19 protein-coding genes and 1 tRNA gene are annotated in these 23,322 nt (G+C 57.2%); 12 read left to right on the forward strand and 8 right to left on the reverse strand.

Translation table 11 applies throughout. The annotated features are described in order from the left end of the window. Nucleotides 1-33 precede the first annotated feature (33 nt). From RDA78_RS20680 to bcp, 3 genes are all read right to left on the reverse strand, one after another. Nucleotides 34-1,338 carry a M23 family metallopeptidase gene (locus RDA78_RS20680; protein WP_434051678.1) on the reverse strand — a complete coding sequence of 435 codons (1,305 nt, stop codon included), beginning with the start codon at nucleotides 1,336-1,338 and terminating at the stop codon, nucleotides 34-36. Nucleotides 1,339-1,473: 135 nt separating this feature from the next. Further along, nucleotides 1,474-2,310 carry a ferritin-like domain-containing protein gene (locus RDA78_RS20685; protein ID WP_434051679.1) on the reverse strand — a complete coding sequence of 279 codons (837 nt, stop codon included), beginning with the start codon at nucleotides 2,308-2,310 and terminating at the stop codon, nucleotides 1,474-1,476. Nucleotides 2,311-2,344: 34 nt separating this feature from the next. Then, nucleotides 2,345-2,812 (reverse strand): thioredoxin-dependent thiol peroxidase, encoded by a 468-nt coding sequence (gene bcp / locus RDA78_RS20690; protein ID WP_434051680.1) that lies wholly within the window; start codon nucleotides 2,810-2,812, stop codon nucleotides 2,345-2,347. 225 nt (nucleotides 2,813-3,037) lie between these two features. Here bcp and RDA78_RS20695 point away from each other — a divergent pair, with 225 nt between their 5' ends. Beyond that, complete coding sequence (locus RDA78_RS20695; RefSeq protein ID WP_434051681.1) at nucleotides 3,038-6,295, forward strand: AsmA-like C-terminal domain-containing protein; 3,258 nt, start codon at nucleotides 3,038-3,040, stop codon at nucleotides 6,293-6,295. A gap of 142 nt (nucleotides 6,296-6,437) precedes the next feature. Here RDA78_RS20695 and tyrS read toward each other — a convergent pair whose 3' ends face one another. Then, complete coding sequence (gene tyrS, locus RDA78_RS20700; protein WP_434051682.1) at nucleotides 6,438-7,691, reverse strand: tyrosine--tRNA ligase; 1,254 nt, start codon at nucleotides 7,689-7,691, stop codon at nucleotides 6,438-6,440. A 232-nt stretch (nucleotides 7,692-7,923) separates the two neighbouring features. Beyond that, nucleotides 7,924-8,142 carry a hypothetical protein gene (locus tag RDA78_RS20705; protein WP_434051683.1) on the reverse strand — a complete coding sequence of 73 codons (219 nt, stop codon included), beginning with the start codon at nucleotides 8,140-8,142 and terminating at the stop codon, nucleotides 7,924-7,926. Nucleotides 8,143-8,308: 166 nt separating this feature from the next. Between RDA78_RS20705 and RDA78_RS20710 the strand changes: the two genes are divergently transcribed. The 5 genes from RDA78_RS20710 (at nucleotide 8,309) to RDA78_RS20730 (ending at nucleotide 12,927) form a co-directional block, all read left to right on the forward strand. Next, entirely contained in the window at nucleotides 8,309-8,578 is a 270-nt protein-coding gene (locus tag RDA78_RS20710; protein ID WP_434051684.1) for a tyrosyl-tRNA synthetase, read from the forward strand. A 364-nt stretch (nucleotides 8,579-8,942) separates the two neighbouring features. Further along, entirely contained in the window at nucleotides 8,943-9,767 is an 825-nt protein-coding gene (gene phnC / locus RDA78_RS20715; RefSeq protein WP_434051685.1) for a phosphonate ABC transporter ATP-binding protein, read from the forward strand. Between the two features lie 22 nt (nucleotides 9,768-9,789). Further along, on the forward strand, nucleotides 9,790-10,797 hold the full coding sequence (gene phnD, locus RDA78_RS20720) for a phosphonate ABC transporter substrate-binding protein (RefSeq protein WP_434051686.1): 1,008 nt from the start codon (nucleotides 9,790-9,792) through the stop codon (nucleotides 10,795-10,797). Between the two features lie 75 nt (nucleotides 10,798-10,872). Continuing rightward, nucleotides 10,873-11,781 carry a phosphonate ABC transporter, permease protein PhnE gene (phnE, locus tag RDA78_RS20725; RefSeq protein WP_434051687.1) on the forward strand — a complete coding sequence of 303 codons (909 nt, stop codon included), beginning with the start codon at nucleotides 10,873-10,875 and terminating at the stop codon, nucleotides 11,779-11,781. Nucleotides 11,782-11,880: 99 nt separating this feature from the next. Next, the gene (locus RDA78_RS20730; protein WP_434051688.1) at nucleotides 11,881-12,927 is read left to right on the forward strand and encodes a P1 family peptidase; all 1,047 of its coding nucleotides are present in this window, start codon (nucleotides 11,881-11,883) and stop codon (nucleotides 12,925-12,927) included. Between the two features lie 57 nt (nucleotides 12,928-12,984). Here the strand turns inward: RDA78_RS20730 and glnA are convergent, their stop codons facing one another. Continuing rightward, entirely contained in the window at nucleotides 12,985-14,394 is a 1,410-nt protein-coding gene (gene glnA / locus RDA78_RS20735; protein WP_434051689.1) for a type I glutamate--ammonia ligase, read from the reverse strand. 124 nt (nucleotides 14,395-14,518) lie between these two features. After that, entirely contained in the window at nucleotides 14,519-14,857 is a 339-nt protein-coding gene (locus RDA78_RS20740) for a P-II family nitrogen regulator (RefSeq protein ID WP_006934743.1), read from the reverse strand. Between RDA78_RS20740 and RDA78_RS20745 the strand changes: the two genes are divergently transcribed. The 4 genes from RDA78_RS20745 to RDA78_RS20760 all read left to right on the forward strand — a co-directional run bounded on the left by RDA78_RS20745 (nucleotide 14,835) and on the right by RDA78_RS20760 (nucleotide 18,565). Beyond that, the gene (locus RDA78_RS20745) at nucleotides 14,835-15,206 is read left to right on the forward strand and encodes a hypothetical protein (RefSeq protein WP_434051690.1); all 372 of its coding nucleotides are present in this window, start codon (nucleotides 14,835-14,837) and stop codon (nucleotides 15,204-15,206) included. The genes RDA78_RS20740 and RDA78_RS20745 overlap by 23 nt on opposite strands. A 14-nt stretch (nucleotides 15,207-15,220) precedes the next feature. Then, nucleotides 15,221-16,774 (forward strand): NAD(P)H-hydrate dehydratase, encoded by a 1,554-nt coding sequence (locus RDA78_RS20750; RefSeq protein WP_434051691.1) that lies wholly within the window; start codon nucleotides 15,221-15,223, stop codon nucleotides 16,772-16,774. Nucleotides 16,775-16,856: 82 nt separating this feature from the next. Then, nucleotides 16,857-16,941: transfer RNA gene (locus tag RDA78_RS20755), tRNA-Leu, on the forward strand. Nucleotides 16,942-17,512: 571 nt separating this feature from the next. Next, nucleotides 17,513-18,565, forward strand: a complete 1,053-nt coding sequence (locus tag RDA78_RS20760) for a hypothetical protein (RefSeq protein WP_434051692.1) — start codon at nucleotides 17,513-17,515, stop codon at nucleotides 18,563-18,565. A gap of 264 nt (nucleotides 18,566-18,829) precedes the next feature. Here the strand turns inward: RDA78_RS20760 and RDA78_RS20765 are convergent, their stop codons facing one another. Further along, entirely contained in the window at nucleotides 18,830-19,768 is a 939-nt protein-coding gene (locus RDA78_RS20765; protein ID WP_434051693.1) for an aldo/keto reductase, read from the reverse strand. A 381-nt stretch (nucleotides 19,769-20,149) separates the two neighbouring features. Here RDA78_RS20765 and RDA78_RS20770 point away from each other — a divergent pair, with 381 nt between their 5' ends. Then, nucleotides 20,150-21,523, forward strand: a complete 1,374-nt coding sequence (locus RDA78_RS20770) for a peptidoglycan-binding domain-containing protein (RefSeq protein WP_434051694.1) — start codon at nucleotides 20,150-20,152, stop codon at nucleotides 21,521-21,523. Nucleotides 21,524-21,820: 297 nt separating this feature from the next. Then, nucleotides 21,821-23,170 carry a trigger factor gene (gene tig, locus RDA78_RS20775; protein WP_434051695.1) on the forward strand — a complete coding sequence of 450 codons (1,350 nt, stop codon included), beginning with the start codon at nucleotides 21,821-21,823 and terminating at the stop codon, nucleotides 23,168-23,170. Nucleotides 23,171-23,322 lie beyond the last annotated feature (152 nt).

Here is a 23,322-nt window from a genome sequence, read left to right on the forward strand (position 1 = left end):
AAGCGAAACCACGGGGCAAGCAGCCCCGTTTTTTCAAAGAGACAGTTCCTGGAGCTTGCTGCCCGCTGTCAGGAACGCTCCCGGGTTGTGTGGCTTGTCGTGCCGACGGATCTCGTAATGAAGGTGCGGACCTGTCGAGCGGCCCGTTGATCCGATATTGCCAATCAGGTCGCCGGCAAGCACGTGGTCGCCCTCTGCAACCTGCATACGGCTCAGATGCGCATAACGGGTAACGAAACCGTTGGCATGCCTGATTTCGACCATCTTGCCGTAACCCCCGTTCCATTTGGCGCTCGCGACAGTGCCGGGCGCTGTCGCATAGACACGTGCGCCGTACGGGGCCTTGAAATCAATCCCCGTATGCATCGCAAGCCGCCGCAGGAACGGATCGACGCGCGGACCGTAGTTGCTCGAAATCGTGCCGTTTCGGACGGGGCGTTTTACAGGGAGCCTGAGTGCGGCGAATTTCACGCGGCGCAGTGTTTCAAGTGCACTGTCCGCGCGTCGCAGGCGCTGGGGAAAGGTTTTGTGCGAGATCGGCGTGAACGGTCCGCCGATCGAGCTGTTGCCGCGCAACGCGTCATTTATTGACGGAGCAATCGACTTGGTGATGCTCAGGATCTCGTCGATCCGGCTTTCCGTCGCAACCGTTATCGTGTCGACGGCTGCCGTGCTTTCGACATCCATTTCGGAAATGTCGGCCTTCACGGCATCAAGCGCCGCCCGCTTTTCAGTGTTTTTTTTTACGGTGGTCTGCGCTTCAGGCTGTGGTGCCGCCTGCTGCAGGATCGAGAGCGGATCGACGCTTCTGGACGTGGTTTCACGAAGCCCAAGAGCCTTCACCGGTTCATCGATCAACTCGCTCTCGCCGCCGATTGCAGACTTGTCGCTGGTTCCGATGGTCGCAAGCTCTCGCGCGTCCAGTGACGGCTTTGGCTGGGGAAGGGGTTTGTCGTTGCTGAGGTAAATGCCGACACTTTCTGCCCGCGCGACAAGGTCCGCAACGATCGCATGTCTCTGATTGAGGTCCTGCTGGCGGCGAAGCACATCCATGACCTGGATTTCGACAGTCTCGCGATCAACCATCTGACGGCTGGTGAGCTTTTCGATCTCTGCTCTCAGCCTGTCGATATGGTCCTGATATTCAAGCACAAGCTCGGTGCGCTCGGCGGTGGCTTCCGCCATCACGTCGCTGCGCATCAGGTAGTATGCTGCCGTTCCGCTGACACCGAGCGTTACGGCGACACATGCCAGTGCCCCGCAAATCAGGTGCAAGGGGCGCACGGTATACGTTGTGGACTTTTCGACCTGCTTCAATGGCGCATGATGCGTTGCCATCCTTGGCCCGTTAAGCGGTCGCTGCGATTTCTGACTTTGTTGCATGATCACTCAGTCACTGTCTGCATTCTGCAAATGAACTGAGGGTGATTAGAATTTGGTAAGGTTAATAAATCGTCTGCAACAGGATTAATTTTAACCCGCAATTGGGGCGAGAGGCTTGTAAAATCCGGGGGTTAGCCCCGCTTCTGATCTGGCCCGATCATTAAATGGCGGTTTCAAATTGCCACGAAAGTGCTTTCTGACGAATGCATGAAATGCCGGTTCAGGGGTGATTCCCTGCCTGTCACACAAGAATCGGAACCACTTTGCACCGAACGCAACATGGTTTTTTTCGTCCCGGTAGATGACTTCAAGGCACTTTGCCGTGTCTTCATCTCCCGATGCGCGCGCCTTTTCGATCATTGGCGGCGTGATGTCCAGGCCGCGTGCTTCCAGCACAAGCGGAATGATCGCAAGCCGCGCAGCGAGATCATGTCCTGTGTCCTGGGCTGCCTGCCAAAGCCCGTCATGGGCCGGCAGATCGCCATATGCTGCATCCAGTCTCGCGAGCCGGTCACGAAGCATCGAAAAGTGCTTTGCTTCTTCCAGGCCAACGCGGACCCAATCATCATAGTAGGTGCGCGGCAGCCGAATGTGCGCGAAGCGCCCGACGAGGTCCCAGGTCAGGTCGACGGCGTTCAGTTCGATGTGTGCCAGTGAATGAAGAAGCGCAAGACGCCCCGCCTTTCCGGTCACCTTCCGCTTGGGCATATCGCGCGGAGCCAGAAGCTCCGGCTTCGCAGGACGGCCAGGACGATGCGGCATCGGCCCGTCCATTGAAGGTGCGCCGATGGCAAGGTCCCTGCTGAACCAGGCTTTCGAGACCTGGTAGGCCAACCTCACTTTTTCCGAGACATCGGACGCCGTCACGATGGCTCTTGCTCCGGCAACAAGGGTCGACGGGGCTGGCGGCGTTTTTTCAGGCTTCATTGGGATCCCGGCGGCATCAATGTCGTGTTGGTTTTCAAAGTGCCCTTGCAGCTTCCAGAACAGCCTCAGCATGGCCCGGCACTTTCACTTTGCGCCAGATCTGGGCGATCTTTCCATCTTTGTCTATCAGAAAGGTGGAGCGCTCCACACCCATGTATTTCTTGCCGTACATGGACTTCTCCACCCACACTCCGTAGGCCTCAGCGGTGTGCGTTTCCGTATCGGCGCCAAGCCTGACCGCCAAATTGTGTTTGGCAATAAAATTGTCGTGTTTCTTGGCGGAGTCGGGTGACACACCCACAATCGTCACCCCTAGGTTTCCGAACTCTTCTATCAGTTCCGAAAAAGCAATTGCTTCCTTTGTGCAGCCGGGCGTGTTGTCCTTCGGATAGAAATACAAAACCACCGGTTTTCCCTTGAGTTCGCTCAATGCGATCCGTCCACCTCCGTCACCCACAAGGTCGAAGTCCGGTGCCGCATCTGCGATGGCGAGGTCCTGCATCTTGTCATCCTTCTGTCACAATTTGTGCGTTCTTGCCGGAACAGGGACGCGGCTTGCAAGCAGCGGTCGATTTTGTCCCGGCTTTCGAAGTATCATAGGTCGCGTTGCGACTCGTTCAATGTGCGCTAGAACAGTATTTGTATCTGCGCCGTGCAGCAGCGGCTGCCCGCTTTCGCATGTCAGGAGAATGGACCGAACTTGTTGGGAAGATCTGGCGGCAGTCACTTGAAGAAAACGGCGCGAAAGACCGTTCGCAGGCGCTACTGGTTTGCCGCTCTGGGGCTTCTTGTTTGCGTCTCGGCCGGTCTTGCCGTTTTGCTCGCTTCGGGTCCTGTCCGGGTCCCTTTTCTTGCGAGTATCCTGGCCTCTCAAGGCACACGCGGCGCGCTGGAACTTTCAGTCAAGCACGGCAGTGTCGATTTCACCGCGCAGGACGGTATCGAATTCATACTGGAAGAAGCGGTTCTGGAAATCGCAGGGCCTGCCCCGGTGACAATCCGTTTTCCGAAACTGGTTGTTCCCCTAGATCCCGATGCCCTGCTTGATGGCAAGCTCCGTTTTTCGTCTCTGCAACTGATGCAGCCACGCGTGGCGGTTGCCCTCAGCGGTGGTCCGGCGAAATTGCCCGAGATCGGGCCGCTCATGGAGGCGGTAGATCGCATGAGCGATGTCGTGGACGATCAGTTTGCCCGGCGCGGATTGAGGCATGTGTCGATACGGAACGGAACGTTCGAGCTTACGGGCGCAAATCCCCGGTTGTTTGACGGGATTGATGCCGATGTCGTGCGCAGTGACCGACGGGTTATCCGGGCGGACGCGAAGGTGTCCGGCAACGTGTCCACGTGGCGCCTGCAGCTCGTGCGCAGCGCGCCCGAAGACGGGGCTGAAAAGAATATCGGGATCGTTGTCAACGGGATCACGCTTGCAGAATTGCTCGGACCGGCCAAACTCGACAAGCATGGCAAGGGGTTTGGACTGCCGGCTTCGGCGAAAGTGGAGACCAAGCTTGATGGTGACGGCAAGTTCGTTTCCGCGAACGCCGTTGCACGCGTGCAGAACGGCTGGTTCCAACTCGGGAAGACACTCGTTGCTTTTGATGACGCGGCCTTGTCGCTCCTGTTCAAGGCAGGACAGGATGCGATCGAAATCACGAAGTCGCATGTCATCCGCGGGAATACGCGGATCTTTTTTTCCGGGCTTGTCGAACCAGGAGATGAGGGCACCAATGACTGGCTGATCAGTCTTTCTTCGGATTATCCGCAATTCGGTTCGGCGGATGTTCGCGAAGCGCCGCAGATGCTGGACGGTGTAAAGATCAGGGCGCGCTTCGATCCGATCGACCGCCTGGTATCGGTCGATCGTTTTATCGCAAAGTCCGGGAAAGCGATTGCGCAACTGGTTGCGTCCATACAGCTCACCAACGAGGGGCCCTATTTGGCCATTGCCGCGTCGGGCGAAAACATTCCCATTGCAGTGGTAAAGCAAGTTTGGCCGATCACGCTTGTTCCGCCCGCACGCCGCTGGGTTGCCGACAACATCAAAGCCGGGCTGATCGAGGACTTCGCCTATAGCGCCGCGATCCGGCCCCCGGCGTTCAACCACCGTGATCCGGACGCAGGGTGGTCCGGTGACGACATGCTCATGGACGCCACGTTCAGCGGGGGCGCAGTCACGCCGTTCGGAGACCTTCCGCAAGTGTCGGGCCTGACCGGATCCCTCAAGGTGGCTGGTGAGGTTCTGACCGTGCGCTCGGACGGCGGCGTGGCGCAGACCGTCGAAGGTGGTCAGGTCACCGTGCCGCAAAGCGTCTTTGAAATCTATAATCTGCCGCTGCGGGAAGGAAAAACCGCCAAGATCGAGGCTAAGGTCGAAGGTGGCATCGGCGAACTTGCAGCTGTGGCAAACAGCAATCCATTGAATGTGATCGATCGAGCCGGGCTCAAGACGGGCGGTGCGAGCGGAGAGGGCAGCATCGACGTCGTCGCGGGCTTTCCACTCGCCAAGGGTATCGGACTTGACGATGTCCAATGGCGTGTGACGGGCGAACTCGGCGACTTCACCGACGAAAACCCCATTATGGGCCGGACGATTGAAAATGCGGATGTCGAGATTGACGCAACGCCTGAACAGGTTGCCATTGCGGGGAGCGGGGTTCTCGATGGTCTGAATGCGGATATCGATCTTGTTGTGCCTCTCGGGGAATCAGGCATAGCCGGCAAGCAGGATGTTGTTGTTTCGGTAACGGCCGCAAAGCTGAAAGAGAAGGGGATAGACCTGACCGCCTTCCTCGATGGCGACCTTGTCTTGAGCGTGACAGGCAAGAGTGATGGTCAGGAATTCTCGGTTGATCTGACCAAGTGCACCGTCGTTCTGGAGGCACTTGGCTGGGAAAAGGCCAGGGGAGTGCCGGCAACGGCGACTTTCATGCTGGTCGAGACCGATGACAACCAGCAGGTTCGCGATTTCAGGCTCACCTCGGAAGGGGCGAGCATTTCCGGATCGATGCAGTTGTCCAAAGCGGGCGAATTGCTCAATGCCTCCTTCGGAACGTTCAAGCTCCGGCCAGGTGACAATGCCGAGGTCGACATCCAACGCACTGCGAACGGCCGCTACGACATCATATTTTCCGGATCGGTGTTCGATGGGCGTGGCCTGATACAGAGCTTAACGAGCCCGGGGGGCAGCCAGGGCGCAGGTGATTTCTCCGAAGGCGCGCGGATCGCCGTTTCGCTTCAGAGCGTGACCGGCTTCAACAAGCAAACACTGGCGAACGTTACGGGAAAGATCGAAACGGGACCCGAGGGCATTCGGACCGCCGACCTTAGCGGAAAAATCAATGGCCGTTCCGATCTGGAATTCAAAATCGTTGAGCAGACCGGAAGCCAGCTCGCCACCGGGCAATTTGCCGATACCGGCGCAACGCTCAAGTTCCTCGACTTTTACGAGCGCATGGAAGGCGGCCGCGGTGTCATCAGCGTTGCCATGGCTGATGAGGACAGCTGGGCCGGTGATTTCAAGGTGCGGTCACTGCGGATCACGGAAGACCCTGCCATCAAGAGCATCAGGGAAAGGGAGCGGTCCAATCCGGATCCGGATGCAAGGATGGTGACGGCCAGGACATCGGAAGGATCGGCGAATTTCGACACGATGGACATCAACTTCACCCGTGACGGTGACATCATGACGATCCTGCGCGGAGCGCTTCAGGGAAACGTTCTTGGGGGCACGGTCAGCGGAACGGTGAACCTGAAGGAACAGACGCTCAATCTGAGCGGCACATTCGTGCCGATCTACGCGTTGAACAACTTCTTTGCCAAGATACCGATCCTGGGGTTTGCGCTTGGCGGTAATTCCGGCGAAGGCCTGATCGGCGTGACCTACCGTCTGTCAGGGTCAGTGTCCGATCCGGTTCTTTCCGTCAATCCGATCTCCGCGATCGCGCCGGGCATTTTCCGCAGGATGTTCGAGTTTCAGCAGAACTGACTGCGGCGCTCAGGCCCCTAGGTGTAGACTCCACTAAGGTTGTTCACTCGCATTGAAGATCTGAGACTGGTCGGTGACCAAACACAATCAGTTTCAGGATCGATGGAATGAACAACCCGCAGCAGAGTGCCCGCTTGCGGTCTCAGACCGGCTTCAGCAACACATGCTTCTTCTTGCCGAGCGAAAGCTTGACGATGCCGTCTTCGGACAGGTCGCCCATGCCCAGCATGCGTTTGTCGTTCTGCTCGCCCTTGTCGTTGATCCTTACCGCGCCGCCCTTGATGTTCCTGCGCACTTCGCCGTTTGAGCTGCAAAGTCCCGCCGTGACGAAGGCCGACAGAACGCCGATACCGGCTTCGAGCTCGCTTCTGGCAATCTCGACGGTTGGCAGGCCTTCGGCGGACTGGCCCTCCTCAAACGCCTTGCGCGCAGTTTCCGCAGCCTCTTCCGCCTTTTCCCGCCCGTGTATCAGGGCTGTTGCTTCCGTTGCGAGGATCTTTTTCGCGTCGTTGATTTCGGATCCCTGCAAGGCGGACAGCCTGGCGATTTCATCCATGGGAATGACGGTGAAGAGTTTCAGGAACCGCTCGACATCGGCGTCTTCCGTGTTGCGCCAGTATTGCCAGTAGTCATAGGCGGAAAGCTGTTCTTCGTTGAGCCAGACCGCACCGGCTGCGGTCTTGCCCATCTTTGCGCCCGAAGCCGTTGTCAGCAGGGGTGAGGTGAGGGCAAACGCTTCTTTGTCTGCAAGTCTGCGAACGAGATCGGTGCCGGAAAGAATGTTGCCCCACTGGTCCGATCCACCCATTTGCAGTCGGCAGCCTGTACGCCTGTAGAGCTCCAGGTAATCGTATCCCTGAAGCAGCATGTAGTTGAACTCCAGGAAGGAAAGATGCTGCTCGCGTTCCAGGCGCAGGCGCACGGAGTCGCGCTGGATCATCTGATTGACCGAAAAGTGCCGGCCGATGTCGCGCAGGAAATCGACGTAGTTCAGCTTCATGAGCCAGTCGGCGTTGTCGAGCATGATGGCATCGCCGGGTCCGTCACCGAAATGCAGCAGTTTCTCGAATACCTTCCGGATCCCGGCCTTGTTTTCCTCGATTGCCTCTTCGGTGAGGATCTTGCGGCTTTCATCCTTGCCGGAAGGGTCTCCGACTCGAGTGGTTCCGCCACCCATGAGCGCAATGGGCCGATGTCCGGTCTGCTGGAACCAATGCAGCATCATGATCGGAACCAGAGATCCGGCATGCAGGCTGGGAGCGGTGCAATCAAATCCGATATAGGCCGTAGCGGTTTCTGTCGCGCACAGATCATCAAGGCCCTTCGGATCGGATATCTGATGGATAAAGCCGCGTTCTGAGAGAACGTTCAGGAAATCCGATTTGAACTCGCTCATTGTCTCGTCCGTACCCGTCTGTCGTCTTGAGGGATGTCTCTTCTGCGGACGTGCTCTAGCGCGAGACTGGTGCGTTGTAAATTGCACCTGTCAGAAAAACTCTGCAGGCAAGGCCCCGGCTTTTTGGCGGAAGCAAACGATGCCGTGTCCGGGATCGATGGCGCTGTGCCGGGAACCATGCCCGAACATGCGTGGCGGTTCACTCCATGCGCAGACGCGCCGCCCGGTATGGTCAGTTGGCGGAAGATGCAGGTTCCCGGGCCTTGATGCAGATGTATTTGAGCTCGCCCTGTTCCCAGGCGATGCGCATCTGTTCGGAAAGGGTGCGCGGAACGGCTTCGTCCAGCACGGCCTGACACTCGGCCTCCGATACGAAGGTTCCTTCGTCCAGAACAGGCCAGACATTCGGACCTGAAAGCACTTGAATTGAAACGGCCAGTATCACCCACATTTGCTCGATCCTGTGCTGGTGTTTAACGCCGACTATACCGGGACTTTTGCGAAAACATACGAATGTGACGTTGCGTGATGGTGATCACAGCAGCGTGAGAGGGACGGTCCTATGTTGGGTACATCAAGACGCAGACACAGTTGAACACCAGTTGAGAGGACCCGTTATGTTTCGTAAATTTGCTATCGCAGCCTTGACCGTCGCAACAATTGCCACAACCGCCGTTGCCGTCGCTCCGACGCAGGCTCACGCCAAAAATCGCGCAGGTGCAGTCGCAGCCGGTGCCATCATTGGTCTGGCCACCGGTGCCATCATTGCTTCGCAGGCACAGCGCCGCCATTACCATCCCGTCCGCTGCCACAACCAACCGGTTCGCCGCTGGAGCCCCTACTACGGCCGTTACGTGGTCGTCGGATATCGTCAGGTTTGTTACTAAGACCCGCGAACAAGTCAACCTCATCAACGAAGGCCTCCGAATTCGGAGGCCTTTCGTTTTTCTGAAACCCGGACACCGTGGCGCGCACCCGTTGGCAAAGTCACGTTTTCAGCCATTCATGTCTAGGTGATGAACCCATAAATGAGACTGAAATGGCATGCAAAATGGCTGTACCTCGCAGCGTCAGCGTGCTTGACCGGGCAGAGAGCCCGCGCCGCATACGCTTCCTCCCGAGATCCTGCCGTTTCTGCCGCCAAATCGGCTTCATTTATGGGGCCGTACCCGATTTTCGTCAATCTGACACATATCCTTCATCTCTGACGGACATCGATTTGTTACCACCTTACCAACGTTGGGGGTGGCGATGTACGCGATCGAAATCGACAAGTTATCGAAGACCTTTCCCGGTGGCACCCGGGCGCTCGACAAGGTGAGTGTCGATGTGGCCGAGGGAGAATTTGTTGCGCTCATCGGCGCATCGGGATCGGGCAAATCGACGCTTATTCGCCATGTCAGCGGTCTTGTTGCAGGTGACCGGGACGCTGGCTGCTGCTCGATTTCCGTAACAGGACAGAAGGTCCAGGAAGGCGGAAAGGTTGCCAAGAGCATTACGTCTACCAGAACCGGGGTCGGCGTTGTCTTCCAGCAATTCAATCTCGTTCCGCGTCTGAGCGTCCTCATGAACGTGCTGGCGGGTCTTTTGGGCCGTGTGCCGACGTGGCGCGGCATGCTCGGGCTGTTTACGGCTGAGGAAAAGCAGCTGGCGATGCGGGCGCTTCATCGGGTCGGCATTGATCAAACGGCGCGTCAACGGGCAGCGACGCTGTCCGGCGGACAACAACAGCGTGCAGCAATCGCAAGAACACTGGTTCAGGGTGCCAGGGTCATTCTGGCCGACGAGCCGATCGCGTCTTTGGACCCGGCGTCCGCCAAGCGTGTCATGGGCATTCTGTCGCGGATCAATGAAGAAGACGGAACGACGATCCTGGTGTCGTTGCACCAGGTCGAATACGCGCGGCGCTATTGCAAGCGAACCATAGCGATGCGGGCAGGCCAGATCGTTTTCGACGGACCAAGCCACGCACTGACGACACAGTTTCTTCGCGAGATCTATGGCGAGGCGAGCGAGGAACTCGTTCTGCCCGATGCCGACGACTTCGGGACCGAGCCAATGTCGGCGACGGCCTGATACACCCCCTGGGAGACATGACATGAAGTTTTTTGCGCGTATAGCTGCGTCTGCAGCCATCATGGCTGGCCTTGCCTCTCCGGCTCTGGCTGAACGTGAAAATCCCGAAGAATTGTTTTTTGGTATTCTGTCGACTGAATCCAGTTCGGCGCAGCGGGAAAAATGGGGCCCTTTTCTTGAGGCGATGGAAGCGTCGCTTGGCATGCCGGTCAGGCCATTCTTTGCCGCCGACTATGCCGGTGTGATCGAAGGCATGCGCTTCGACAAGGTCGATGTCGTCTGGTACGGCAACAAATCGGCGATGGTCGCCGTTGATCGTGCCGGAGCCGAGATCTTCGCTCAAACGACCGAGGCAACCGGCGATCGCGGCTATTGGTCGGTGATGATCACGCACAAGGATTCCGGTCTGACCTATGAAGATGTCATGAAGTGCGGCAAGGACCTCGATTTCGGCATCGGCGATCCGAATTCGACATCCGGGTTCCTGGTCCCGTCTACCTTTATCTTTGCCAAGGAAGGCGTGAACCCGAAGGACTGTTTCAAAACGGTCCGCAACGCAAACCACGAGACCAACCTGATTTCAGTCGCAACGAAACAGGTCGACGCGGCTGTTGCATCCTCCACGGGAATGTATTCCCGCCTCAAGAACGCCAAGCCGGAGCTGTTCGCCGAGCTGAAGGAAATCTGGCGGTCACCGCTGATCGCGTCCGACCCGATGGCATGGCGTCCGGAACTGGACAGCAAGATCAAGTCGAAGATCATGTATTTCTTCATGACCTATGGCCGTCAGGGAACCGACGAGGAAGTCGCGCAGGCACGTGAAAACCTTGCCCTGATCGACATGGGACCTTTCATTCCCTCGTCCAACGCACAGCTGTGGCCGTTCTATGAGATGGACCAGATCCGTCAGCGCATGTCGATAGAAGGTGACGACACCTATTCCGACGACGAGCGGACCAAGAAGATCGTGGAAATCAACGCCAAGATTGAGGAAATCCGTGCAGCCGCGGCCGCCCGTCCGCGCAAGTAACACCGCCTGATATCCGGCCGGCGCGAGACCGCACAGCTCTTGCGCCGGTTTCGTCTCTCCCACGGAAGCAGTCCCATGTCGAGCAATGTCGATCTGATAAACAAACCCGAGCCAGACCTTCGGATTCCCGGCCGCGAAACGCAGGAAAAGGTCTTCGATGTTCTGATCTGGGGCGGGTTGCTCGTCATGCTGGTCTGGAGCTTCAGACCGGCGGATATGCATCGCCTGGGCGATGTTTTGACGGGTGGCGGCAACATGGCGCTCCTGTTGAAGGACTTCCTTGAGCCGAACTTCCGGTATTGGCACAGTTACTTCGATCTCATGCTCGAGACGGTCCAGATGGCGGTCTGGGGGTCGTTCCTGTCCGTTGCGTTGGCAATTCCTTTCGGCCTTTTGTCCTCGTCCAACATCGCCCCTTTCTGGATCGTATTCCCGGTCCGTCGGCTGATGGACGCCTTCCGCGCGATCAACGAACTTGTGTTTGCGCTGATTTTCGTTGCGGCCGTGGGGCTCGGTCCGCTTGCGGGCGTGCTTGCGCTCACAATTCACACGACAGGGACGTTGGCGAAACTGTTTTCCGAGGCGGTCGAGGCAATCGATCCGAGGCCGGTCGAAGGCATCAAGGCCACCGGTGCTCCGGTTATCCAGGAAATTATCTACGGTGTCGTTCCGCAGGTTCTGCCCCTCTGGATTTCCTATTCGCTCTACAGGTTTGAGGCCAATGTCCGCTCGGCCACCGTTCTGGGCATCGTCGGAGCGGGCGGGATTGGAATGTCGTTGTCGGAGTCCTTGCGGGGCTTCGACTATTCGTCAGGGGCTGCAATTCTGCTTATCATCCTGGTGACCGTTTCACTTCTTGACGTGTTCGGATCGCTGCTGCGCAAGGTCGTGATCGACGGAACGGATCACGGGCGGTTTGCCGCCTATTTCCTGTTTCTCGCGCTGCTTGTCATCGGCCTTGAGGTTCTGCTGTCCAGAACCTGACGCGCGGGTTTGTTCACCGCAGCCACGTTCCGGTGTTGTGTGCGGCCGGACAATCACTTTCTATGAGAGCCGATCGATTCTCGCAGAACGGATAGCCTCATGTCGTCGCATTCAACATCACCGGCACGCGCCCGCGGTCTCTTGTGCGGCGACCTGCAGCCAGGCGGGTCCAACAGGATCACGGATGTGAGGGGTGTGACGGTCGGGCATCAAACGGTGCGCCATGGTGGTTTCAGAACCGGGTTCACGGCTGTTCTTCCGCACGCGGGGAACCTGTTCCTCGAAAAATTGCCTGCTGCGGTGGATGTGATCAACGGGTTCGGCAAGAGCGCCGGCCTGATCCAGGTGGAGGAACTGGGGACACTGGAAACGCCGATCCTTCTGACCAACACCTTTGGAGTGGGGACCGGCATCAACGCGCTGATCAGGCACGAGCTTTCGATAAACCCCGATATCGACCGGTCCGGCGGTACGGTCAATCCGGTCGTCATGGAATGCAATGACGGCTATCTGAGCGATATCAATGCGATGGTTCTGAGCGAAGCAGACGCGTTCGCGGCGCTTGATGCTGCTGCCACAGATTTTGAACAAGGCAGTGTCGGTGCCGGAACGGGCATCAGTGCGTTCGGCTTCAAGGGCGGGATCGGGTCCGCGTCGCGCGTCTTTGCGATCAATGGTGCAGAGTTTACGCTCGGGGCTCTGGTGCAGGCAAACTTCGGCAAACCTGGCGACCTGATACTTCCCGATGGCCGCAAACCTCGACCGGCGACCGGGGACCAGACCGTCGAGCGAGGCTCGGTGATCGTCGTTCTGGCAACCGACGTGCCCCTGGAAAGCCGGCAGCTGAAGCGGGTCGCAAGACGTGCAGCTGCCGGTCTCGGTCGCTTGGGGGCCTACTATGGCAACGGCAGCGGCGACATCGCCCTGGCGTTTTCCACCGCACAGCGCATGCAGCATTTCGGTGATGCCGACTTCGTCGCGCACGATATTCTCAAGGAAGACAAAATCGATCTCCTGTTCAAGGCGGCGGCGGAGACAACGCAGGAAGCGGTCCTGAATGCCATGATCGCATCGCCCGCAACTCAAGGGTTCAAAGGGCGGGCTCGCCCGTCGCTGGCGGATTGGCTAGACGCCAATAGGATCTGAACAACAAAAAACCCCGGCCGTCCGGCCGGGGTCTTCGTGTCGAAAAGGGCAAGACTCTTAGACAGAGTAGTACATGTCGAACTCGACCGGGTGCGGGGTCATTTCGAAACGCTCGACTTCTTCCATCTTCAGGTCGATGTAAGCGTCGATCTGGTCGTCGTCGAAGACACCACCGGCTTTGAGGAAGTCGCGGTCTGCATCGACGGACTCGAGTGCTTCGCGCAGAGAACCGCAAACCGTCGGGATTTCGGCCAACTCTTCAGCCGGAAGATCGTAAAGGTTCTTGTCCATTGCATCGCCCGGATGGGTCTTGTTCTTGATGCCGTCGAGGCCAGCCATCAGCAGGGCTGAGAAGCAGAGATACGGGTTTGCCGTCGGATCCGGGAAGCGAACCTCAACGCGCTTTGCTTTCGGCGAAGCGGTAAACGGAATGCGGCAGGACGCGGACCTGTTGCGCGACGAGTAGGCCAGAAGAACAGGCGCTTCGTAGCCCGGAACCAGACGCTTGTAGGAGTTGGTTGACGGGTTGGTGAACGCGTTCAGCGCCTTTGCGTGTTTCAGAATTCCACCAATGAAGTAGAGGCAGGTCTCGGAGAGATCCGCATACTGGTTACCGGCAAAGACAGGTTCGCCGCCGTTCCAGATGGAAAGGTGGCAGTGCATGCCCGTGCCATTGTCACCAAAGACCGGCTTCGGCATGAACGTAGACGTCTTGCCGTAAGCGTGTGCAACCTGGTGAACAACGTACTTGTAGACCTGCATGTTGTCGGCACAAGAGGTCAGTTTCTCGAACTTCATGCCGAGTTCGTGCTGTGCAGCCGCCACCTCGTGGTGGTGCTTTTCGGTCGGAACGCCCATTTCGCCCATGACAGAGAGCATTTCGGAGCGGATGTCCTGTGCGCTGTCGACCGGCGGGACCGGGAAGTAGCCGCCCTTGGTGCGCGGACGGTGACCGAGGTTGCCGGTCTCATACTCGGAACCCATGTTGGACGGCAGTTCGGAGCTGTCCAGGATGAAGCCCGTGTTGTACGGGTCAGCCGTGAAACGGACGTCGTCGAACATGAAGAATTCCGCTTCCGGACCGACATAGATCGTGTCACCGAAACCGCCGGACTTGACGTAAGCTTCGGCTTTCTTGGCCGTCATGCGTGGGTCGCGATTGTAGCCTTCGCCGGTGATCGGGTCGATGATGTCGCAGAAAATCGCCATGGTGGATTGCGCGAAGAACGGATCCATGTGGGCGGAATCAGGATCAAGGATCAGCATCATGTCGGACTCGTTGATGGCTTTCCAGCCGGCAATCGACGATCCATCGAATGCAACGCCTTCTGCGAACATGTCTTCGTCAACGAGCGCGACATCCATCGTGACGTGCTGCATCTTTCCGCGCGGGTCTGTAAAGCGCAGGTCGACGAATTTCACGTCCTTTTCCTGAATTTCCTTAAGGACGTCAGCGGCAGTGGTCATTATGTCCATCCCTTTGATTATCTTGTGAACGGTGGGTTTGGGTCCGGGCCTTCAGAGGTTTCCATTTTTCTCTGTTTGACAAGGCCGGAGTTCGGATTGCCGGCGGTTGCCGGAATTAGGTGGGTCAGATGGCGTCGATACCGGATTCGCCGGTACGGATGCGAACAGCTTCTTCAATGTTCGAGACGAAGATCTTGCCGTCGCCAATGCGCCCTGTTTGCGCAGCCGAGCGGATGGCGTCAACCGCTTTTTCGACCATATCGTCACCCAGGACGATTTCGACTTTCACTTTCGGAAGAAAATCGACGACGTATTCGGCGCCTCTGTACAGCTCAGTATGGCCTTTCTGACGACCGAAACCCTTCGCTTCGGTCACGGTGATGCCCTGAAGGCCGACTTCCTGCAAAGCCTCTTTGACCTCATCCAGCTTGAAGGGCTTGATGATCGCTTCGATCTTTTTCATCACCTTGTTTCTCTCTCCAAATTACATGCCGGACATCTCGGCAGGCTCATTTTTGGCCGATGACTTGAAGGCGAGCGCTCCCGTACACCGGCGAAAACCGATGCCGTCGTTAAGCACGATGCGTGCCAACCGGCCGTCGCCTCTCACGCCAATTTGGAAGTCTGGGAAAACAGCCAAGAAAAGCGGCAATCAGTGTGCCAAAAATCGTGAAGCTCATCGTGCGCTGGCGAAAAATGGATTAAAAGATAGGCAATCTGATGAAAGAGTGTGCAACTTCCTGACCGGCTTGTCATTGCGTGGAGGAAATTCCATAAAAAGACGTGCTGGCCGACAGGCCATTTTGGCGTAGAGAGCGTGCATGTCATGACATCAGAAAACGGAAAATCGGCTGCCGTCCTGCTCACGCCGGAAGAGATGGGCCGTGCCGACAGACTGACCATTGAAGGCGGCGTGCCGGGGATCGTCCTCATGGAGCGCGCGGGCCAGGCCGTTGCAAGGGCGGCGTCCGGACTGGTCTCTGCCGGGGCGAAAGTGCTCGTGTTATGCGGTCCGGGGAACAACGGGGGCGATGGCTTCATCGCCGCGCGCTGTCTGGATATGTCGGGTCACAGCGTCAACGTCTTTTTCTTGAAAGATCCGCACGCGCTCAAGGGTGACGCGCTTGAGGCATTCAAGCGCATGAATTCCGGCATGCGCAGCTCGATATCATATCTGTCGTCCGGAGAACGCATTTCAGATGAATTTCTGGATGCACTTGGCTCAGCAGACCTTGTGATTGATGCCCTGTTCGGGGCCGGCCTGGATCGTTCGCTTTCCGGACATGTCCTCGACATTGTCGGCAGGATCAATCAGTCAGGCGTTCCCGTGCTTGCCGTCGATCTTCCCACAGGATTGAGCGGGGCTACGGGAGATGTTCTGGGTGATGCGCTCAAATCGCGTGCAACCGTTACTTTCTTCAGGAAAAAGCCCGGACATCTCCTTTACCCCGGCCGGCATCTATGCGGTCCGGTGATCGTCGCGGACATCGGTATCAAGCCGGAAACGCTTAAAGAGATAAGCCCGAATACGTTCGAAAACGGGCCTGACCTCTGGTTGGACTTGTGGCCGATGCCCTCCGTGGACGGGCACAAGTATTCCAGAGGACATGCCGTGGTCTTCGGCGGGCCCATATCGGCCACCGGCGCTGCAAGATTGTCGGCGACTGCCGCGCTCAGGGCAGGAGCCGGGCTTGTGACCCTCGCTTCGCCACCTGATGCGATGATGGTCAATGCGTGCCACCTGACGGCCGTTATGCTGAAAAAGCTCGGTGATGCCGACGCAATCAAAGACTTTCTTGCAGACGCGAGATTGAACGCCCTTCTTGTCGGACCGGGGTTCGGCGTTGGTGCGCACACGCGAGACGTTGCAGCGGAGCTTTTGAATTCGGCACGAGCACTGGTGCTGGATGCCGATGCGCTGACCAGTTTTTCCGAAGATCCTCAAAATCTGTTCGCGCAGATCTCGAAAACGCCTGGACCGGTTGTTCTGACGCCGCATGAAGGCGAGTTTTCCCGCCTGTTTCCGGATCTAAGCGGAGACAAACTTCTGCGCGCCCGACAGGCAGCGACGGTGTCCGGCGCGATCGTCATTCTGAAAGGGCCTGATACTGTGATCGCAGCGCCGGATGGCCGCGCCGCGATCAATTCAAACGCGCCGCCCTGGCTGGCGACAGCCGGGTCCGGCGACGTTCTTGCCGGCATCGTCACCGGTCTGCTTGCTCAGAACGTACCGGCATTCGAGGCGGCGTGCCAGGCCGTCTGGCTGCACGCAGAAGCGGGCTCTCGTGCCGGGCCTGGACTGATCGCGGAAGATCTGGGTTCCGCACTCAGTCGGGCGATCACATTGCTTGTGGACAAGCGCGGCGAAGGATCTTGTTGAAGATATCTTTTTCCTTTGACGGAAAAACCTGTGGTGCTATAGAAGCCCCGCCTTGAGCGCAGGACTTCCGGCCTGTCGCGACGCGGATGTGGTGAAATTGGCAGACACGCCAGATTTAGGTTCTGGTGCCGCAAGGCGTGGGGGTTCAAGTCCCTCCATCCGCACCAAACCATGACCATCGGACTTCAATCTAGCTATGTATGCTGTGGACACTGGCGTCCACCCAGTTCATCCGTGCCTATTGTTCCCCTTCTTTTGTAAGGTCTCCGAATGGCCTTCCTGAACCGCGTGGTTTCATTGGTTGCCGTACGACAAAGATAGATGTCGACATATCCGCCCGGCCCCTGAGGGATCAGAGCGACCGGGTCAGCGTCAGTCTCGAACTTCGCCTGTCCAACGCTGTTTGCAGACAGAACGAATACGAAAGTTTGGAAAGTTTTTTCGCATCACCTATGATCGACAGCGGTGTGATCCTGTGGCCCGTGCCATGTACGGACGTGGTGATATGCTGTGATGAGACTGTTCAGGACCGAGCAATCCGAACCGATTATGCGAGGTGGATCAACCGTTGTGGCTTGCTAAAACTTTTACCTTCACTCAGCCAAGAAGCCCTGGGTTGAGAAAACGCGAAATCATAGATACTCTGCTTGAAAGTGTTCTTCGAGACGATCCTCTCCATAACAAGAGCTGCCTGGGTCGAGCAGATTTGGTCGCCGTGGTATTTTTCCAAAGCGTAATTTGCAAGCAATCCATGAACTGACAATCCTCGCGCCGATGTCGTCAACCAATCGATTTTTCTTTTTCGTTGTTCTCTGTTTTGTGGTTTCTGGCTGTAAGACCATCAAGGGTGAAGAGCACAAGAACAAGCCTGACCACATGCTTGTCAGGACGATAGGTCCGGGGTCAGCGGCGGGTATCACTGAAGAATACAAGCCTGTGCAACTTTTGAGAACGCAGACTGTCAGTTCTGCATTGAAGGGCGTTTGGCAATATGGCTTGTTGGCAGAGGCGTCTTATGCAGAGCCTGGTCAGCAAACCGCGCAATTGGGGTCCAGTTGTCCATACAAGAGCCGCTACACAGAACGTTGGCGTCGTCTTCCCGAATACTCGATTGAGGGATTTCAGTGGGAGAAGCCCTCTGGGAAGCTCACCGTACCTGGCTACAGTTATAGCGTCTGGGTCGATCAATATGCCAATCGTCCCAGCAAGGTGGCAATCGTCTTTAGGGGCACAAACTTTACCGAGTTTGGCGATTGGTACTCCAATCTTAGATGGATCACCAAGCTCAATCCGGTAACGCTTGATCAGTACGATCAGACGAGAAATCTGGTGGCGGAACTGGTGCCAGAACTTGTGGCAAGGTTTGGTTCCGATCTTGTGGTTATCGCAGTCGGACACTCGCTCGGCGGCGGGCTTGCGCAGCACGCAGGCTATAGTTCAGAGTATGTTTCAACTGTTTATGCTTTTGCTTCTTCACCTGTGACCGGCAGGTTTGATTTTATTCAGGAGACAGATCCCCGGGCATCAGAAAATCTTGAGGTTTTCAGATTGAATGAATCAGGGGAAGTCATGGCCGGACCACGCTACCTGCAGCGCAAACTAATCTCACCTTCTAGCACAAAAGTCGTTGAGCTTCTGTTTTCATTTAAGCATGCGTTCTACAAGCGAAACGGCACGGACGGGCCTATAGGACAGCATAGTATGGGTGCACTTGCTTGCAGTATGATCTGCCAGATTGAACACGGACTGGACGACCGCGTTTGTTCGACTACGACATCCAGCGATGATTAGCGCTGAATTTCGCTGATTACCCGTTCCTTTGTTTGCATTTCGACTGACGCAGTCTCGCGCCGATTGAAATCAAGCTTTGTCCTGAGTGATCTGAAGATCTCCAAGAAACCATGAGAAAGACATCAGGTGGTGATTTCTGGGTTTTGATTTCAACTCAAACGACTATCGCTATTGCGCTGTTGCAAAGGGCAGAAGAAAGCAGGGGCCGCAGCACTGTTTGCCAGACCGAATGCGCATGCCAAATGTGTTTAGTTTCCACGCCGACTAACAATACCGTTCCGGTCCGATCCATTGCTGCTCAGAGTACCGGTCGCCGTGGGCCCAGCCGACGGGAAGGGTGGTCTCGATCCTTTCCAGATCTGTTTCCGTGAGGGCCAGGGTCGCCCCTGAAATGCACTCTCGAAGATGTTCGACAGAGCGGGTGCCGGGGATCGGGATGACATGGGGACCGCGTGCCAGCAGCCAGGCGTTGGCCAGCCCTGCTGCTGTCGTACCCATGTCGGCCGCGAGCTTTCGGAACCCTTGCATGATGCGAAGATTTTCCGAGAGGTTGGGCTCCATGAAACGCGGGTTGCCGGCAAGAAAGGGGATTTGCCTGATCCGTTCGGCCGGAATGGGATGATCCGTCAGCAGTGATCGCCCGACCGGCGAGAAGGCGACCATGGCCACACCGAGTTCGGCGCACGCCTGCACGAGCCCGAGTTCGGGTGCGCGCGTGGAAAGAGAATATTCCGACTGAACGGCTGCCACCGGAAACGCGGTCACGGCGCGCCGAAGTGTCGAAGGTGAAATTTCCGAAAGCCCGATGGCGCGTGTCTTGCCCTTTTCGACCAGCCTGCCGAGGTTGGCAGCGGTTTCTTCCGGCGTGAAGCGCGTGTCGCGGCGATGCGCATAGAAAAGGTCGACACAGTCAAGGCCCAGCCGCTGCAGGGATTTGTCGAGTTCAGCTTCCAGGTGCTCTGCCGAATTGTCGAAGACCCGGTTGCCGTCCTGATCCTTGGTAATCGTCGCCTTTGTTGCGATGGCGAACTCGTTCCGGGCTCCCGGGTTGGCCTTGAGATAGGTGCCGATGGCGTTTTCCGATTTGCCCATGCCGTAAATGTTTGCGGTATCAAGATGTGTGACACCTAGATCGCGGCAGGCATCCAGGACCGCATGACTCTCCATCTCGTTGGTTGCGCCGTACATATCGGAAAAGGACATTGCGCCATAACCGATTGCGCTTATTTCCGGCCCGTTGGTCCCCAATCGTCTTTGTTCCATATTAGCCTCTAAGCGCTTGAAAAAAAAGAGTTTCATGAGGTCTACCTTGTTACCCGCATCTCAGATGCCGAGACAGAAGCGACCGTCGGACCCGGCAGACTCAGGACCTCACACGCCCCTTTTCTAAGCCAAACCGAGCACAGGTCAAACCTTTGCCGTGCCGGGCGCGATCCGTCCGTGTGCTGTTTGGATGCAACATGCTCGGCAGGTCGACGATGCGTGATCTTCATCACCCCTTGCAGAGTGCACCTCGATTAAGAGTGTCCTCATATTGCGGAATTCCTTCGGGTTGTGGGGGCGAACCACTATCTGGAGCCTGTCATGAGCAGCCTGCCGAAAATACAGATTGAACGTTCTGTCGGATACCGGGCAAAGAACAACATTGCGGATGTGAGAAAAGTCCAGACCCAGCTGAACCTGTTGCTTGATCCGCAAAGGATCAGGTTGGTCGAAGATGGGTTCTACGGGCCGAACACCAAGGAAAGAATCGGAGACTTTCAGAGCCATGTTCTGGGATTTCAGGTCCCCGATTTCCGAGTCGATCCGGGCGCAAAGACCATCCGGGCGCTGAACGATCCCGCTTCGAAGCAGAAATGGAAAGGGTCTCCCGACAGGCCACGGCCCGTCAATCCGGACAAGCCTGATCCGGTCAAGCCAATTTCGCCGGAAGACATGCCGAAAATTCCGGTGCTTGGTCCGACCGATCTGTCGGGCGGATTCGACACTTACCCCCCGCCGGCGCAGGTGCTTGGCCCTTCACTTGTTTCGATACCCGTCGACCGTGATGGCGCGTGGATCATGGTTCCGAGCGGCAGCGAAAGATCGATACGCCTTGGGCTGTCTGCCGATGAAGCCGTTCAGATTGTCAGCAAGGGCGCCGGCGAAGACGGGATCATCCGCTCGTTCAACAATGAAGATCTGATAAAGGTGTCCGTGACCGGTCAGACCCTCAAAATCAAGGGCCTGAATCCTTGCAAAAACTGCGAGCTGGACATTGTTCAGGGAGGCAGACATTTGCGGATCTATGTGTCCGTGAAGCCGTTACGGATCGTGCCCCTGTTCGTGTTTCACGTCGAACACGGACCGGGCATGAAGTCCCGCGTGTCCTCAAGTGAACTCAGAACGGTTCTGAAAATAGCCAACTCCGAGATTCTCCGGCCAGAGTGCAATGTCGAGCTTGAGCTGAAAGGTCAGACAGAACTTTCGCACAAGGAGATCGGCAAGCACCTGGGGGCGATTGTGCGCGGCGACACTCACAACAGTAAAAAGGACGAATGGAAGTACCTGAGGCCGTTCGTGAAGAACGGATCCTTTCCGCAGCCGCACGGAGCCGATCCTGTCAAAACAGTCAATCTGTTCATTGTCCGCAACATGAGGAACGTGGTTGAAGAGGGCAAGCGTCCCGTCTCGGTCTGGGGAGCCATGGACAGCAACTCGGGGATGTGTGTCATGCGTGATCGCTCAATCGGTCGTTTTACCGGCGTGAACGGTCTGGCGCACACGCTTTGCCACGAACTCGGGCACATGCTTATTGGTCAGATCTATGTCCATGGCCATGAGATCGTTCAGGCTGAGTCCCACAATCCCTTTACTGATGCGCTCATGTTCTCGGGCGGCAAGGGCAACAAGCTCTATCGCGTCGAGATAGAAGCCATGAACCCGACCCGTCACCGGCCGCCGCCGCTTGTTCTCTGACAGGCGGTCCGCTGGCGCGAAGAGGGAGGTGAGAGGCCTCCGGTGATGACTTGGCGCTGTGCATTGATTGCTAGCGCTGAATCGGCGGCATTTGCGGGCAATTTCGGCTGTCTGCCCTTGACACTTTCAGCCCCACGCTTTATCGCGCTCCCATCGTGCGCCCCGGAGTCTGCTTCGGGGTGAGCGGCTGCCATGTGGACGCTTTTGGAAAAAGGAAGGCGCGGGCGGCGCGGCACACGGAATTCAAAACAAAACCTCCGGAGCGAATTGCCGCTCGGGATCGAGGACGAAAAACCCATGCAGGTAACCGAAACCCTCTCCGAGGGCCTCAAGCGAGAGCTCAAAATCGATATTCCGGCTGGCGATCTCGCCACCAAGCTCGAAGACTACATGGCGGACATGAAGTCCAAGGCCAACATCAAAGGTTTTCGTCCGGGCAAAGTGCCGGTCGCACACCTGAAGAAGATGTATGGCCGCCAGGCCATGGCGGAAATCCTGTCGAACACCATCCAGGAAACCACGCAGAAAGCTGTTGAAGAGCGCTCTGAGCGCCCGGCTTTGACTCCCGAAATCGATCTGCCGGAAGAAGAAGCCGAAAAGATCATGGCCGGCGATGCAGACCTTTCGTTCAAGATGAGCTACGACGTGCTGCCGGAATTTGAAATCGTCGATTTTGCCGGTTTCGAAATCGAGCGTCCGGTGGTCGAGATTGCCGAAGAGGAAGTCGACACCCAGGTTGCAGACATCGCCAAGAACAACACGCCGTTCGACACCAAGGACGGCGCTGCCGAAGACGGCGACCGGGTGACGATGTCCTATCTCGGCAAGATCGACGGCGAACCCTTCGATGGCGGTGCCGACGAAAACGGACAGCTGGTTCTGGGGTCCGGTCAATTCATTCCGGGCTTTGAAGAGCAGCTTGCCGGTCTGAAGGCTGGCGACACGAAAGTTGTTGAAGTCAGCTTCCCCGAGGACTATCCGGCGGCTCATCTTGCCGGCAAAGCCGCAACATTCGATGTTGAGGTCAAGGAAGTGGCAGCACCTGGCGAAGTCAAGATCGACGATGAATTCGCCACCGGTCTTGGCCTTGAGTCGCTCGAAAAGCTGAAGGAAATCGTTCGCGGTCAGATCGAGAGCCAGTTCGGCCAGATGACCCGTCAGCGCGTCAAGCGCCAACTGCTCGACAAGCTCGACGAACACTACGCGTTCGAACTTCCGGAGAAACTTCTGGATTCCGAATTCGAGATCGTCTGGCGCCAGGTCGAAGACGACATGAAGCGGAATGAAAAGACCTTCGAGGACGAAGACACGACCGAAGAAGAGGCGAAGGCGGAATACCGCAAGATCGCCGAACGGCGCGTCCGTCTCGGGCTTGTTCTTTCCGAAATAGGCGAGAAGAACGAAATCCAGGTCACCGACGAAGAACTGCAGCGTGCGCTCTATGACCGCGTCCGCCAGTTCCCGGGCCAGGAACAGCAGGTGTTCGAATACTACAAGAACAACCAGCAGGCCCTGGCGTCGCTGCGCGCACCGATCTACGAGGAAAAAGTCGTCGATTTCATGCTGGAGCTTGCCAAGGTTTCCGACAAGACGGTGACCAAGGAAGAGCTGGAAAAGCTGGTTGCGGAAGACGAAGACGACGCCTGAGCGTCGTCCCGATATCCCCAGATGCGGCACAGGCCTTAACCTTGCCTTCATGTCGCATCTGCCATGAATTTGCGTTGAGGGCGACATCCCATATATACGGGATGTCGCTTTTTTCGAGTCGGGCCCCTGATCGATGCGCTTCAAGGGCCCGT

This window comes from Roseibium sp., from assembly GCF_051016195.1.
Classification (GTDB): domain Bacteria; phylum Pseudomonadota; class Alphaproteobacteria; order Rhizobiales; family Stappiaceae; genus Roseibium.